This window comes from Kitasatospora sp. NPDC058190 (assembly GCF_042883685.1).
In the GTDB taxonomy this organism is placed as follows: Bacteria; Actinomycetota; Actinomycetes; order Streptomycetales; family Streptomycetaceae; genus Kitasatospora.
The window spans coordinates 1-14331 of record NZ_JBHVVI010000177.1; the positions used below are offsets into that span (position 1 = coordinate 1).

Sequence of the window (14331 nt, forward strand, 5' to 3'; positions counted from 1 at the left end):
GCACCCACCGCAGACCCCGGCACCGCCGAGTGGTACTTTTCGCGTCGGCCCGGAGTCGAGCCGAAGCCGAAACCGCAACCGGCCCCGGCCGCGCCCGCCCCGGCACCCACCACCAGCGCCGCCACCTCGGCCCCGAGCGCCCCGGTCGAGATCACCTGCCGCGAGGAGCGGCTGGACATCACCACCGAGTGGCACGCCCTGGGCACCGCGAAGCTGCGCAAGTACGTGACCAGCGAGCAGGTCGAGCGCCGCATCCCGCTGGTCCGCGAGCGGGTCCGGGTGGAGCGCATCCCGGTCAGCGAAGCCGAGCGCTCCACCCTCACCGACAAGGAGATCGCCGAGGCGGTCGAGGAGGTCACCCTCCGCGAGGAACACCCCATCATCCGCAAGTACGTCGCCCCGGTCGAGCGGGTCCGCCTGATCGTCGAGCGCTACACCACGGAGGAGGTGGTCCGCGACGAACTCCGCCGCGAGCACGTCGAAGTCCACGACAGCACCACCGCCGCCCCCGACCCGACCACCCCCGCGACCAACGGCGTCCGCCCCGACTCCCTGCGCCCCTTCTCCTGACCCGACCCACTCCCCAGGGCCCCGGACCCCGTCCGGGGCCCTCGCCATGCCCCCACCCCGGCCCCAACTCCCCGCGAACGCCGCCCTCCTGCTCTCAGCCCCCGGCCCCGCCGCAGGCGACATCCCGCCGCCTTTGCCAAAGCTTAACCGCTCGATATTTGACACTCTGAAGTATCTCCCTGCATGGTTACTTCAGTTCATTCACTATGTACGGGAGGAAGCAACCGTGAGTGAGGCACCCCAGCCCACCACCGCGGCCGAGAAGCAGAGCAACGCCCGGGTCCTGCCGGCCCTCATCCTGGCGATGCTGTCGTTCAGCGTGGTGCAGACCGCGGTCGTCCCGATCCTGCCGTCGCTGGCCAAGGAACTGGACGTCTCCGGGTCCAACATCACCTGGCTGATGACCGCCAACCTGCTCTCCGCAGCCGTGCTGACTCCCCTGCTGGGCCGCTTCGGCGACCTCCGGGGCCGTAAGCCCATGCTGCTGATCTCGCTGGCCGGCCTGGTCGCCGGGTCGGCGCTGGCGGTCAGCACCCACTCCTTCACCTGGCTGATCGTCGCCCGCGTCCTGCAGGGCGCCGGCGGTGGCGTGATGCCGCTGGCGATCAGCATCGTCCGCGACGAGCTGCCCAAGCAGAAGGTGACCGGCGGCGTCGCCGCCATCAGCGCCTCGATGGGCGTCGGCTCCGGCCTCGGCCTGGTGGCCACCGGCCTCCTGCTGGAGCACTGGAACTACAAGTCGATCTTCTGGATGGGCCTGGCCTTCGGCCTGCTCGCGGTGGCCCTGGTCGCCTTCCGCGTCCCGTCCGACCCGGTGACCGACAAGGACGGCGGCGCCGACCCGCTCGGCGCCCTCACCCTGGCCGGCTGGCTCTCCGCCCTGCTGGTCGCGGTCAGCCAGGGCAACCACTGGGGCTGGACCTCCACCAAAACCCTCGGCCTGTTCGCCGTCGCCGCCGTGGTCGCCCTGATCTGGGGGATCATCGAGACCAAGGTCTCGCACCCGCTGGTGGACCTGAAGATGATGTCCCGCCCGGCCGTGGCCTTCACCAACCTGGCCGGCCTGCTCATCGGCTTCGGCATGTACGGCTCGTTCATGGTCATCAGCAACTTCGCCCAGACCCCGGAGAAGCTGGCCCACTACGGCTTCACCGCGACCGTCCTGCACGCCGGTGTGATGCTGCTGCCGTCCGCGATCGGCTCGATGGTGGCCGCCCCTGTCGGCGCCCTGCTGATCGCCCGCCGCGGTCCCCGTCTGCCGCTGGTCCTCGGTGGTGTCCTCGGCGCCGTCGCGATGGCCTACCTGGCCCTGCGGCACAGCCACGAGGGCGACATCTACACCGCCTCGGCGATCTTCGGTCTCGGCATCGGCCTCGCCTTCGCCGCGATGCCGGCCTTCATCAACGGCGCCGTCCCGGTCGAGCAGAGCGGCATCGCCAACGGCATGAACTCCGTGCTGCGCACCGTCGGTGGCGCGATCGGCACCGCCGTGATGACCGCCATCCTGACCGGCGACACCATGAAGCTCCCGATCAAGATCGCGGTGCTGCTGCCCACCCTGGACGCCTACAAGCACGCGTTCTGGACCACGGCCATCGTCTGCATCGTCGCCGGTGCCGTCCCGTTCCTGATCCGCACCGTCAAGCCGGCCGCCACCGCCCTGGGCGGCTCGGCCCCGCAGGACTCCAGCGCCGAGCTGGTCAAGACCGACGCCTGACCAGGCGTCCGGCCCGCGCGCTCAGGGACAGGGCGCGCGGGCCCGGCCTCCGTACGTCGCGAGGGCATCACGACGGTGCGGAGTCCGGCACGGTATGCGGCCCCATCCGGTACTCCTACCGGGTGGGGCCGTTCCGCGTCCCGGGCCCCTCAGTCGTCCGGCCCCTCACCGTCCTCCCCGCCCGCCACCCGCCGCAGCGGCAACGGCCGGGCCGGTTCCAGCGCCGGGTCGTCGACCGCGAAGGTCCGTACCCGTCCCGGTTCGCTCCACGGTGTCTCGAACCGCACGGTGACCCTCCCGACGCCGCTGCCCTGCACCCACCCCGGCCCGAACTCGGCGTGGTGGACGTCCTGTCCGGGCATCCAGCGCCGCACCACGACCTCCTCCGGCTCCTCCTCGGCCTCCGCCGCCCGGGCCGCCTCGGTGTGCTCGGCCGCCTCCTCGCGCAGCGCCTGCGCGAACAGGTCCTCCTGGGTGTAGTCGGCCAGTTGGGCCACGCCCACGCCGAGCAGCCGGACCCCGCCGGTGATGTCCACCTGCTCGGCCAGCCGCCGCGCCGTCGTGGTGATCACCGCCTCGTCGTCGGTGGGCCCGCCGAGGGTTTCCGAGCGGGTCAGCGTCGAGAAGTCGAACCGCCGGACCTTGAGCACCACCGTCCGCCCCGAGCGCCCGGCCGCCCGCAGCCGTCGCACGCACCGGGCGGCCAGCGCCTCCACCTCGCGCAGCACCCGGTCCCGGTCGGCCAGGTCCACCTCGTAGGTGTCCTCCACCGAGACCGACTTGGCGTCCTGGTCGGCCACCACCGGCCGCTCGTCCAGCCCTATCGACATGTGGTGGATCCCGGCGCCGTGCGCCCGCCCGAGCAGCGCGACCAGCTCCGCCTCCCCCGCCTCCGCGAGGTCCGACACCGTGGTCAGCCCTGCCCGCCGCAGCACCTGCTCGGTGGCCGGCCCGATGCCGGGCAGCGCCCGCACCGGCATCGGCCCGAGCACGGCCCGCTCCTGCCCGGGCTCGATCAGCACCAGCCCGTCCGGTTTGGCCTGTTCGGAGGCGATCTTCGCCATCAGCTTGGAGCCCGCCGCCCCGACCGAGCCGGTCAGCCCGGTGAGCCGCTGGATGTCCGCCCGCAGGTCCTCCGCCAGGGCGAGCACCAACCGCTCACCGGTTTCGTGGTCCGTCTCCGCCAGCACCGGGCCGTACGCACCGGCCTCCAGGTCGACGAAGGCCTCGTCCAGGCTCAGCGGCTGCACCAGTGGTGACAGCTCCCGCAGCAGCCCCATCACGATCTCGCTGTTCTGCCGGTACGCCTCGAAGCGCCCGGACAGGAAGGCCGCGTTGGGGCACAACCGCCGCGCCTGGGCCATCGGCATCGCCGAGTGCACCCCGAACTTGCGCGCCTCGTACGAGGCCGTGGAGACCACACCACGCCCGCCGAGCCCGCCGACGATCACCGGTTTGCCGCGCAGGCTGGGCTTGGCCGCCTGCTCCACCGCCGCGAAGAAGGCGTCCATGTCGAGGTGGATGATGCTCGGCAGAGATCGCACCCGCTGATCATCGCGCACGGGTCCGACAGTGCGTACGAACCCGGCCGACGCCCCGCGACCGACGCCCGGCGACCCGGGGCCGGTGGCCGGGGCCGTCGGCTACTCCTTCGCCGCCTGCGCCAGCGCCTTCGGGATGCCGTCCTCCTTGGGCCCGAGCAGCGCCGGGTCCGGCCGCAGCCAGGCGTTCACCGCTGCCTTGCCCGCCCCCGCGATCTCCCGCAGCCCGCCGTACAGCCAGGTGGAGTCGTGCAGCTCCGGCACCCCGACCGCGTACGACCGGATGCCCGCCGCCTCACACAGCGCCAGCGCCCGCCGGACGTGGAAGTCCTGGCTGACCAGCACCGCGCGGTCCACCCCGAAGATCCGGTGCGCCCGGGTGCAGGAGTCCCAGGTGTTGAAACCGGCGTAGTCGCGGACCACCCGCTCCTGCGGCACTCCGTGCTCGGTCAGGTACCGGTACATCGCGTCCGGCTCGTCGTACGAGACCCGCCCGTTGTCCCCGGTCACCAGGATGGCCTGCACCTTCCCCTCCCGGTACAGGTCCAGCGCCGCCGTCAGCCGGTGCTCCAGGTACGGCGAGGGCTTGCCCTGGTCCAGCCCCGCGCCGAAGACCACCGCCACCGGCGCGGACGGCGCGCTCCCGACCGTGCCCACCCGGTCCCCCGCCGCGGTCCACAGCCAGGCGCTCGGCGCGAGCGCCAGCGAGCAGAGCAGCGTCGTCGCCTGGAAGACCCTGCGCTGGGTGCGCCGCTCCCGCAACCGCACCCGCATCCCCGCCGCCCGGCGCCGCAGCAGCCCCGCTATCCCGGTGCCGACCCCCACGTGCCCTCCCTCGATCGTTCCACCGGGCAACACGACGAGGCCGTGGGCCCGAACGGTTCCCCGTCCGGGCCCACGGCCTCGTCAAGATCAGTGACTCACCACCGGCACGTCAGAACGTGTGCCCCGGAACTGCGCGTCAGACCGCCCGGTTACGCCGCTGCGCCAACTCGTCCCCCGGGTCCTGCCCGACGAGCGTCTCGCCGGTGTCGGTGCGCTCCGCGTGCAGCCGACCGAGGGTCAGCTCCAGCTCCTGCCAGACCGCCCCCACCGCGATGCCGAAGACCCCCTGACCACCCTTCAGCAGATCGACCACCTGCTGCGGCGTGGTGCACTCGTACACCGTCGCACCGTCGCACATCAGCGTCAGCCCGGCCAGGTCGGCCTGGTCGGCGGACTGCAGATGGGAGACGGCCACCCGGATGTTCTGGAGCGAGACGCCGACGTCCAGCAGCCGCTTCACGATCTTGAGCAGCAGGATGTCGCGGAAGCTGTAGAGCCGCTGGCTGGTCGCCGGGTACGCCGTCCGGACGCTGGGCTCCAACAGTCCGGTGCGGGCCCAGTAGTCCAGCTGGCGGTAGGTGATGCCGGCCGCCGCGCAGGCCGTCGGGCCGCGGAAGCCGATCAGTTCGGATGTCGGGGCCAGCCGCTCGATGGCGGGCTGACCCGGCTGTACGGCCGGGAACCTGCCCATGCGGGGCAGGTCGGTCACGGTACGGGCGGCGCGGGGCACGTGCACGGCGCACAGGCCTCCCCCGGCCACGTCATCGCCGGTGCTGCTCATGCCTACCTCCGTCCACTTGTGCTGCGGGCAACCCGACTGCGGGCATCGGCCACCCGGACAGCCACTCCTGACGGTAGGCAGTCCCCTATGACCCGTCAACGATCGCCACGCCGGGCCAGACAAACCACATCACTCAGGAGAGTGGTTTTTCGTGCCCCCAGTGTGGGTAGACGGACGGATTTTGGCAAAACGGCGTGTGGAACCGCCGACCGGACCGTCCGCGCTACTGCGGACCGCTGCCCCCGAAGTCCTCGGGCGACACCTGGTCGAGGAACTCGCGGAACTTCTCGACCTCGTCCTCCTGCTCGTCCGGGATCGCGATGCCCGCCTCGGCGAGCACCTCCTCGCTGCCGTAGATCGGCGTGCCGGTGCGCAGGGCGAGCGCTATCGCGTCGGACGGCCGGGCACTCACCTCGACCCCGCCGGCGAACACCAGCTCGGCGTAGAACACGCCCTCCCGCAGGTCGGTGATCCGGACCTCGGTGAGCTGCTGGCCGAGCGCTTCCAGGACGTCCTTGAACAGGTCGTGCGTCAGCGGGCGCACCGGAGTCATGCCCTGCTGGGCGAAGGCGATCGCGGTCGCCTCGCCGGGGCCGATCCAGATCGGCAGGTAGCGATCTCCCCCGACCTCCCGCAGCAGCACGATCGGCTGGTTGGAAGGCATCTCCACTCGGACACCCACGACGTCGAGCTCATTCACACAGGCAACCCTATGGCTCCGACCCCGGATATGAAAGCGCAGGACCGACGCCGCTGGTCAGCGCGGTGCACCCGACGGGCGGAGGACTCTTCGGACGCTACGGACGGGTCCGCAGACCAGCCTGGACCATGGCCGCGTGGAGCCGTACGGACAGCGTCGCGAGCTCCCGCGCGGTGGCCTCCGCGTGCGCCCGGGTCTGCGGGTTCCGGTGTCGCCGCAAGGGCGCCACCACCTGCTCCACCAGCGCGATCTCGCGCTCCGCCGCCGCCTTCATGGCTCTCAGGTGCCGCGGCTCCAGCCCGTACCGGCCGAGTTCCGCGACCAGCCGGGCCACCTGCAACGCCTCGCCGTCGTACCCGCCGTCCGGGCCCGGCGTGACCAGCCCGTAGGACTCCCACTCGACGAGTTCCCGCTCCCCGGCCTCGGCGGCGGCCAGCAGCTCGGCGCGCCCCAGCCGGACCCCGGACGGGACGTCGGCGGAGGCCACCAACTCGCGGTCGGCCTCCTCCATCGGCCCGGGCCGGGCATCGGTGGCCGGCGGAAGCGCCGGCGGGGCCTCGCCGCGCTCGATCGCGTCCAGGTGCTCGCGGATCACCCGCAGCGGCAGGTAGTGGTCGCGCTGCATCCGCAGCACGTAGGCCAGCCGCTCGACGTCGGCCGGGCTGAACTTGCGGTACCCCGAGGGAGTGCGCTGCGGCTCCACCAGTCCCTCCGCCTCCAGGAAGCGGATCTTGGAGATGGTCACCTCGGGGAAGTCGTCGCGCAGGGAGGCCAACACCGCGCCGATGCTCAGCAGCTCGTCACCGCCGCGCCGCCGCCCGGCCGGCCGGTCCGGCCGGAGCGGCTGTCTGGGGCCCGCGACCACCCCGCGCCCGACCCGGTCCAGCTGCTGACCGGACGACGACGCGGGGTTGGCCGCCCCGAGAGAAGAAGGGGTATCGCTGCTCACTCGGGCTCCTGCCGACGTTGGTTTCAGTACCCCCGGTGGTGGCCGGCGAAGAACACCAGCCGGTACTTGCCGATCTGCACCTCGTCGCCGTTGTTCAGCGACACCTCGTCGATCCGCTCCCGGTTGACGTAAGTGCCGTTCAGGCTGCCCACGTCCGCGACGCTGAAGCCGGCCGGGGTGCGGCGGAACTCCACGTGGCGGCGCGAGACCGTGACGTCGTCCAGGAAGATGTCGCCCTGCGGGTGACGTCCTGCCGTAGTGACGTCCGAGTCCAGCAGGAACCGGCTGCCCGAGTTCGGGCCGCGCTGCACGATCAGCAGGGCCGAGCCCGGCGGCAGCGCGTCGATCGCCTGCAGCACCTCGGCCGACAGGGCCGGCGTGGTGCCGGTGCCGGTCGTGGTGGTGGGATCGTAGGACTCCAGACCGGAGATCGAGATGGTCGAGGTGGTCTCCACCGCCCCCTCGGGCAGCAGGCCGCCGCGCAGTGCGGTGCCGCAGTTGGAACAGAAGCGGGCCGCGGCCGGGTTCTGGTTACCACACCTGGGACACGGAGTAGGGCCAGCCATGTTCACAGCCTCCTGGCGCGGCACACCCGACGGGTTGTGCCCGGCGTACGGGTCCGGGGCAAACCCTCCACCAGAGGTTGAGGGTGCTGACGGGAAACCTATGCGCGGGTCGCCGGAGGGGTCAACCGACGCGCCGTAGCCCGCCTGATTTCCCGCGTACTGGGCGGCGCCGCCGTCCCGGTAGAGCTGCTGTCCGGCGTACGGCGCGGCCTCGGGGGCGGAGCGCATGCCCGGCACTACGGGCTCGTCCTCCGGCCGACGGTGCCGAGCGGTGGGCGCCTCGACGGCGGCCGCGTCACGGCCCTTGTTGCGACCGAACAACTTCGAGAAGAAACTCACGGGCGAATCCCCTTGCGTGTGACAGACCCGCCCGCGGGGCAGGGTGAGAACCTCGGACAGGCTGCGGGCCCGGTTGCGGCTCGGGCCTGCTGGAGTGGTACTCCGACGGTTGGTGCTGCGATTGGTGCTACGGAGCGTACTGGTGCGAACCAGTCTCTCCCACGCGGCGACGGCGCCCCGCAGCGGGTGCCGCCCGGCCGTGACGGGCCGTTCGTCGGACGCCCCGTCACTTCGAAGCCGGCTTGGCGTACTGCGGCGTCTTCGGATCCACGAGGGCGTCCACGACCACCTTCTGCTGCTGGGTGATCGTCGCCCGCGCCTGGTGGCTCTCCAACGTACGGACGACACCACCCGGGATGTTCAGCGCGGGAGTCAGATCCTGCGGGTTCCCCACGACGGTGAACCGATAGGGCGGCGCGACCTTCTTGCCGTCGATCTGCACCCCGCCGCCCGACAGGTCGGTGAAGTAGGTGTTGACCACCACGCGCACATCGTTGATCTGAATCGCCTCCGCCCCCGCCGCTCGAAGTTCCTGCAGGGTGTCCAGCAGCATATCTGCCTTCACCTGCCCTTGGGGATCATCGACCGTGAGTACGATGCCCGGACCAGTGGCTTTGACCGTACCGGCCAGCACACCCAGTTCCGTCATCTTCTTCCTGGTCTGCTCCTGGGCTTCCTTGGCCTGGTTGGAGCTGTTCTCCAACTTGGCCAGGGACTGCTCGAGCTCCGCCTTCTCCTGTTGGAGACGCTGCTGACGGCTGTCCAGTTCGTCGAGGATCCGGACCAGATCCTCCTGCCGGGCCCCGCGCAACTGGTTGTGGTGGTCGTTGGTCGAGCGCACCTGGATCGCCAGTGCCAGGCCGAGCGAGAACAGCAGCAGCGCCACCACCAACTGCCCGCGCGACAGCCGCGGCGGCCACAGCGCCGCCTTCAGCCGCCGCCGACCGGCGTTCCGGTCCCCTGCGGCGGGCTGCTCGGCTTCGGCGGTCCCGGCCGGCTCGGTGGGCTCGGCGGGCTCGGACTCAGTGGACTCCGGCCCCGCCTCGACCTGCGCCTCGACCTGCGGCTCGGCCGTCGGCTCGGCCGTCGGCTCAGGCTTCGGCTCAGGCTTCGGCTCACGCTCGGGCTCCGCCTTCGACGTCCCGCCGGCGGACTCCGGCTCCGGCGCCTTCGTCAGCGACACCACCGGCTCCGGCTCCGCCACGGCGCCCTCAAGCTCAGCCTCAGCGTCAGACTTCTCCGCCTCCGGCTCCGCTCCCGCCTCCGCATGCTCGACCGCAGCGGTCTCATCCGCCGCCTCCGGCCCGGGCGCCCCGACAGCCTTCCCGGCCGTTTTCTCCTCCGCCGCCTCGCGGCCCGGCTCAGGCACGGAAGACATGACGCCGGATCGCGGCCGCGTTGGAGAAGATGCGGATGCCCAGGACGACGACCACTCCCGTGGACAGCTGTGAGCCGACGCCCAGCTGGTCACCGAGGAAGACGATCAGCGCCGCGACCACCACGTTCGACAGGAACGAGACGATGAACACCTTGTCGTTGAAGATCCCGTCCAGCATCGCCCGGACGCCGCCGAACACCGCGTCCAGCGCCGCCACCACCGCGATCGGCAGGTACGGCACGACGGCGTCCGGCACCTCGGGTTGGACGAAGAGGCCGACGACCACCCCGATCACGAGACCCAGTACGGCAATCACGGTCTAGCTGCTCCTGTCCCTGTCGTGGTCTTGGTGGATCCGCTGGTCGGACGCCGCTTCGGGGTCGGACCACCGCTGCGTGCGGATGGTGAAACGGACGCGCCGGGGCTCTCCGAGGTTCCGGGACCGCCCGAAGGAGTGCCGCTCGGGCCGGCCGACGACGTGGCCGACGGGGTCGCCGTGGGCGTGGGCTCGGGCGTGACCGGTTGGGCGGTCCGCAGCGTCACCCCCACCGCCGCCGGCAGCGTCAGGCTCTTCTGCGCGGAGAGCGTCGACTTGATGCCGTACTTCTCCTGGAGCAGCCGCAGGTACTGCCCGGCCATGTCGCTCTCGAAGGCGGAGAGGAGCTTCGGCCCGTCCCCGATCGCCTGGATGTTGTACGGCGGGACCAGCGGCCGGTTGTCCACCAGCACCGCCTCACCTGCGGCGCGGATCGCGGACAGCGCGGTCAGCCGCTGGCCGTTGATCGAGACCGCTTCCGCGCCGGACCCCCACAGACCGTTCACCACCAGCTGCAGGTCGCGGTCACGCAGCCGCCCGCTGTTGGAGAAGCCCTGCCCGGCCCGCGGGTCGACGTTGCCCCCACTCCCCGTCCCCGGGGCGTCCTCCAGGACCAGCTTCATTCCCGGCCCGGTGACCTCCCCCAGGCCCACCGTGCCGGTCAGACCACCCGTGTCGCCGTCCCCCGAGGGGAGCGCCTGCTGCTGCGTCTCCTCGACCTTGCGCCGCAGGTCCTGGACCTGCTTCTGCAGCTGGTCGGCCGAGCCGTTGCTGTCATTGATCCGGTGGATCAGCGCGTCCCGCTCCTTGGCGAGCGAAGGCTCCGCCTTGTGCGCGTTCACCGCGCCGACCGTCACCACGCCCCCGACCAGCGCCAGTCCGGCGCCCAGCGTGAGCAGACCCCGCAGGGTCTGGGGTATCCGACTGTCGTGCTCGCCGCCCCGCGCGGCGGCCGCCTCGGCGTAGCCCTCGTCCAGGCTGTGGTCCATCACGTTCGTCAGCAGTGACATCGAGGCGTCCGGACGGTTGTACCGTCCGTTCGGGGCACTCGGCGTCGGCGTCGCTGGCATGCGGACCATCGTCCCATGAACGCGAGGAGCCCCGTGCACGGCCCCTGAGCTGCGCACACGTTGCACACACCCACGGAAAGCGACGGACCGCTCCGAATGATGTGAAATCGGACAGCGGGGCGTGCGAACCAGGCCGCACGCCCCGCCGATCAGGGCATTCGTACGCTCAGGCCGTCACCGCCCCGCGCCGTCGACCACCGCCGCCCACTCGTCGAGCAGCGCCTCGGTGGCCGCGTCGTCCGGTCCCTCGGCCCACAGGTGGGTGACCGCCTCGGCCGGGTCCGGCAGCACCAGCGTCCAGCGCCCGTCCGCCTCGACCACCCGGACGCCGTCCGTGGTGTCCAACCGCCGGCTTCCGGCCGCCTCCACCACCGAGCGCATGACCATGCCCTTGGCCGCCCACGGCGTCGCGATGTCCCGGCGCCGGATGTGCGCCTGCGGGATCCGCGCGTCGATCTGGCTCAGCGTGAGCTGGGTCCGGGCCACCAGGCCGACCAAGCGGACGAAGGCCGCGGCGCCGTCCAGCACCCCGCTGAACTCGGGCACCACGAAGCCACCGCGCCCGTCTCCGCCGAACACCGTGCCCTCAGCGGAGGCCGCCTTCGCGAGGTCGTCCGGCGTCGTCGTGGTCCAGATGACCTGGGTGCCGTGGTAGGCGGCGACCTGCTCGGCGATCCGGGTCGTGGTCACCGGCAGCGCCACCTGCCCACTGCGGCGCTCGGCCGCGACCAGGTCCAGCAGCACCAGCAGCGCCCGGTCGTCGTCGATCACCCGGCCCAGCTCGTCGACGAAGGCGACGCGCTCACCGACCGGGTCGAAGCGGACACCGAAGGCCGCCCGTGAAGAGGCCACCAACTCACCGAGCCTGGCCAGCCCGGCCCGCCGCGTCTCCGCGTCCTCGGTCGGCCGTGCCTCGTCCAGCCCGCTGGAGACGGTGAGCGCCTCCACCCCGAGCCGGCCGAGGATGCTCGGCAGAACCAGCCCCGCGCTGCCGTGCGCGGTGTCCACGACCACCTTCAGCCCGGCCTCCCGGACCCCGGTGGTGTCCACCGTCCGCAGCAGGTTGCCCGCGTAGGAGTCGAAGACGCTGGACGGGAAGGTCAGGTCCCCGATCTCGCCGGGGAAGGCCCGCCGGTACTCCTGACGCGCGTAGACGCGGTCGAGCTTGCGCTGCCCCGCCTGCGAGAGGTCCGCGCCGCGCTCGTCGAAGAACAGGATGTCCAGCGAGTCCGGCACTCCGGGCGTGGTCCGCAGGAAGATCCCGCCCGCGCTCCCCCGCGCCGTGTGCTGCCGGGCCACCGGCATCGGCACGTTCTCCAGGTCTCGGACGTCGATCGCGCTCGTCTGCAGCGCCGAGATCATCGCCCGTTTGAGCGCACGCGCACCTCGCGAGTGGTCACGCGCAATGGTGACGGTGGCACCCTTCTTCAGCGTCGTCGCGTACGCGCCGGCCAGCCGTACGGCCAGCTCGGGAGTGATCTCGACGTTCAGGATCCCCGAGACACCGCGGACACCGAAGAGGTGCTCCTGACCGCGGGACTCCCAGATCACCGAGGTGTTGACGACGGCCCCGGCCTCGATGGTCTTGAACGGGTAGACCCTGACGTTCGCCGCGATGATCGACTCCTCGCCGACCAGGCACTCGTCCCCGATCACCGCGCCGTCCTCGATCCGCGCGGCCCGCATCACATCGGTGTTCTTGCCCACCACGCAGCCGCGCAGATTGCTCTGCGGGCCGACGTACACGTTGTCGTGCACCACCGCCTTGTGCAGGAAGGCCCCGCGCTTGACCACCACGTTGCTGCCCAGCACGGTGTGCTCGCGGATCTCCACACCGGCCTCGACCTTGGCGTAGTCGCCGATGTACAGCGGCCCGCGCAGCACGGCCTCGGGGTCGACCTCCGCCCCCTCGGCCACCCAGACGCCCGGCGAGATCTCGAAACCGTCGATCTCGACGTCGACCTTGCCCTCCAGGACGTCCGCCTGGGCCTTGCCGTAGCTCTCGTGGGTGCCCACGTCCTCCCAGTAGCCCTCGGCGACGTAGCCGTAGACCCGCTTGCCCTCCTTCAACAGCTGCGGGAAGACATCACTCGACCAGTCGACGGACTCACCCGCCGCGACGTAGTCGAAGACCTCGGGTTCCATCACGTAGATGCCGGTGTTCACCGTGTCGGAGAAGACCTGCCCCCAAGTCGGCTTCTCCAGGAAGCGTTCGACCCGCCCGTCGTCGTCCGTGATCGTGATACCGAACTCCAGAGGATTCGGCACCCTGGTGAGGCAGACGGTGACCAGAGCGTTCTTGCTGCGGTGAAAGTCGATCAATTCGGAGAGATTGAAGTCGGTCAGCGCGTCACCGGAGATCACCAGAAAGGAGTCGTCCTTGAGCGCGTCCTCGGCGTTCTTGACACTCCCCGCAGTGCCTAGTGGCGTCTCCTCATGGGCATACGTGAGATGCATCCCCAGTTCCTCACCGTCACCGAAGTAGTTCTTGACCAGTGACGCCAGGAACTGGACGGTGACCACGGTGTCGGAGAGGCCGTGCCGCTTCAGCAGCCGAAGCACGTGCTCCATGATCGGCATATTGGCGACCGGAAGCAGCGGCTTCGGCATGCTGGAGGTCATCGGGCGGAGTCGGGTGCCCTCGCCCCCTGCCATGACAACGGCTTTCATTACGGGTGCGTCCTCCTTCGCGGTGGTGGACCTGCAGGTCCATCAAACCGTTCCAGAGGGTTCTCTACCCGGAAGGTATCGTCCGACGCACCGGTACAGCGTGGGACTTCTCTCAGATCACGTCTCAGGCTGTGGACGCCGAGGTCGCGGAGGCGGCCTTGACGATCTGCCGCGCCTGCACCGCGTAAAGAATGGCGGACCACCAGTAGAGCGTGGTTCCCCACCAGATGAAGGCCCAGCTCACCACCTCGGCCGGCCGCGCGATCCAGCTGTGCACGTTGCCGAGCAACAGAAGCGGAAACGCGTACATCAGATTGAAGGTCGCGGCCTTCCCGAGGAAACTCACCTGCAGCGGCCCGTAACCGCGCTTGTTCAGAATGGGCAACAGCGAGGCGATGAACAGTTCCCGGGCCAGCAGAATCGCCGTCACCCACCACGGCAGAATCTCACGCCAGGTCAATCCGACCAGCGTGGACAGCACATAGAGCCGGTCAGCCAGCGGGTCCAGCAGCTGCCCCACCCGGCTGATCTGCCCCCACCGCCTGGCGAGCTTTCCGTCCAGGTAGTCACTGATCCCGCTCAGCATCAGGATCAGCAGCGCCCAGAGATCATTGTTGGGCCCACCGAAGACCGGCCACAGAATGAGCCAGAGAAAAAGCGGAACGCCGACCAGCCGGCCCATGCTCAGCAGGTTGGGGATGGTGAGGACGCGATCGGTCTGGACCCGCGTCTCCTGGACCTCCACCTGGGGCCTCCTGTCCCATGTGACGACAATGCACGTTGACCTTACAACAGAAAAGCCCCCGTCCGGTTCACCCGGCGGGGGCTTCTCTCGAAGAATTGTTCGGCGGCGTCCTACTCTCCCACAGGGTCCCCCCTGCAGTACCATCGGCGCTGTGAGGCTTAGCT

Annotated in this window: 13 protein-coding genes; 2 read left to right on the forward strand and 11 right to left on the reverse strand. The window is 70.7% G+C overall.

The genetic code is table 11. The annotated features are described in order from the left end of the window. Positions 1–570, forward strand: a 570-nt coding sequence (locus ACFVWU_RS41755; RefSeq protein WP_387631256.1) for a YsnF/AvaK domain-containing protein, incomplete at its 5' end; no start/stop codon positions are given. A 226-nt stretch (positions 571–796) separates the two neighbouring features. Next, complete coding sequence (locus tag ACFVWU_RS41760) at positions 797–2287, forward strand: MFS transporter (protein ID WP_387631259.1); 1491 nt, start codon at positions 797–799, stop codon at positions 2285–2287. 149 nt (positions 2288–2436) lie between these two features. Here ACFVWU_RS41760 and ACFVWU_RS41765 read toward each other — a convergent pair whose 3' ends face one another. The 11 genes from ACFVWU_RS41765 to pgsA all read right to left on the reverse strand — a co-directional run bounded on the left by ACFVWU_RS41765 (position 2437) and on the right by pgsA (position 14167). Next, a complete protein-coding gene (locus tag ACFVWU_RS41765; protein ID WP_387631261.1) occupies positions 2437–3831 on the reverse strand; it encodes a DNA polymerase IV in 1395 nt (464 codons plus the stop codon). A gap of 99 nt (positions 3832–3930) precedes the next feature. Beyond that, the gene (locus ACFVWU_RS41770; RefSeq protein ID WP_387631273.1) at positions 3931–4602 is read right to left on the reverse strand and encodes a vancomycin high temperature exclusion protein; all 672 of its coding nucleotides are present in this window, start codon (positions 4600–4602) and stop codon (positions 3931–3933) included. A 187-nt stretch (positions 4603–4789) separates the two neighbouring features. After that, a complete protein-coding gene (locus tag ACFVWU_RS41775) occupies positions 4790–5434 on the reverse strand; it encodes a MerR family transcriptional regulator (RefSeq protein WP_387631264.1) in 645 nt (214 codons plus the stop codon). Positions 5435–5657: 223 nt separating this feature from the next. After that, on the reverse strand, positions 5658–6134 hold the full coding sequence (locus tag ACFVWU_RS41780) for a bifunctional nuclease family protein (RefSeq protein WP_030303568.1): 477 nt from the start codon (positions 6132–6134) through the stop codon (positions 5658–5660). 97 nt (positions 6135–6231) lie between these two features. After that, the gene (locus ACFVWU_RS41785; RefSeq protein WP_387631276.1) at positions 6232–6927 is read right to left on the reverse strand and encodes a MerR family transcriptional regulator; all 696 of its coding nucleotides are present in this window, start codon (positions 6925–6927) and stop codon (positions 6232–6234) included. A gap of 179 nt (positions 6928–7106) precedes the next feature. Continuing rightward, on the reverse strand, positions 7107–7988 hold the full coding sequence (locus tag ACFVWU_RS41790) for an FHA domain-containing protein (protein ID WP_387631266.1): 882 nt from the start codon (positions 7986–7988) through the stop codon (positions 7107–7109). A 226-nt stretch (positions 7989–8214) separates the two neighbouring features. Next, positions 8215–9171 (reverse strand): DUF881 domain-containing protein, encoded by a 957-nt coding sequence (locus tag ACFVWU_RS41795; RefSeq protein ID WP_387631278.1) that lies wholly within the window; start codon positions 9169–9171, stop codon positions 8215–8217. A gap of 178 nt (positions 9172–9349) precedes the next feature. Next, positions 9350–9682 (reverse strand): small basic family protein, encoded by a 333-nt coding sequence (locus tag ACFVWU_RS41800; RefSeq protein WP_030062488.1) that lies wholly within the window; start codon positions 9680–9682, stop codon positions 9350–9352. Then, positions 9679–10752 carry a DUF881 domain-containing protein gene (locus tag ACFVWU_RS41805; RefSeq protein WP_387631268.1) on the reverse strand — a complete coding sequence of 358 codons (1074 nt, stop codon included), beginning with the start codon at positions 10750–10752 and terminating at the stop codon, positions 9679–9681. Before ACFVWU_RS41805 ends, ACFVWU_RS41800 begins: the two co-directional genes overlap by 4 nt. Before the next feature lie 174 nt (positions 10753–10926). Beyond that, positions 10927–13422, reverse strand: a complete 2496-nt coding sequence (locus tag ACFVWU_RS41810) for a sugar phosphate nucleotidyltransferase (protein ID WP_387631269.1) — start codon at positions 13420–13422, stop codon at positions 10927–10929. A gap of 124 nt (positions 13423–13546) precedes the next feature. Continuing rightward, positions 13547–14167: a CDP-diacylglycerol--glycerol-3-phosphate 3-phosphatidyltransferase gene (gene pgsA / locus ACFVWU_RS41815; RefSeq protein WP_387631271.1), complete on the reverse strand. Its 621-nt coding sequence runs from the start codon at positions 14165–14167 to the stop codon at positions 13547–13549. Positions 14168–14331 lie beyond the last annotated feature (164 nt).

Bases quoted from the DNA above. Each gene is read 5' to 3' on its own strand.
- ACFVWU_RS41770 (WP_387631273.1), bottom strand. From the start codon at position 4,602: ATGCGGGTGCGGTTGCGGGAGCGGCGCACCCAGCGCAGGGTCTTCCAG.
- ACFVWU_RS41775 (WP_387631264.1), bottom strand. From the start codon at position 5,434: ATGAGCAGCACCGGCGATGACGTGGCCGGGGGAGGCCTGTGCGCCGTG.
- ACFVWU_RS41805 (WP_387631268.1), bottom strand. From the start codon at position 10,752: ATGCCAGCGACGCCGACGCCGAGTGCCCCGAACGGACGGTACAACCGT.
- ACFVWU_RS41810 (WP_387631269.1), bottom strand. From the start codon at position 13,422: ATGAAAGCCGTTGTCATGGCAGGGGGCGAGGGCACCCGACTCCGCCCG.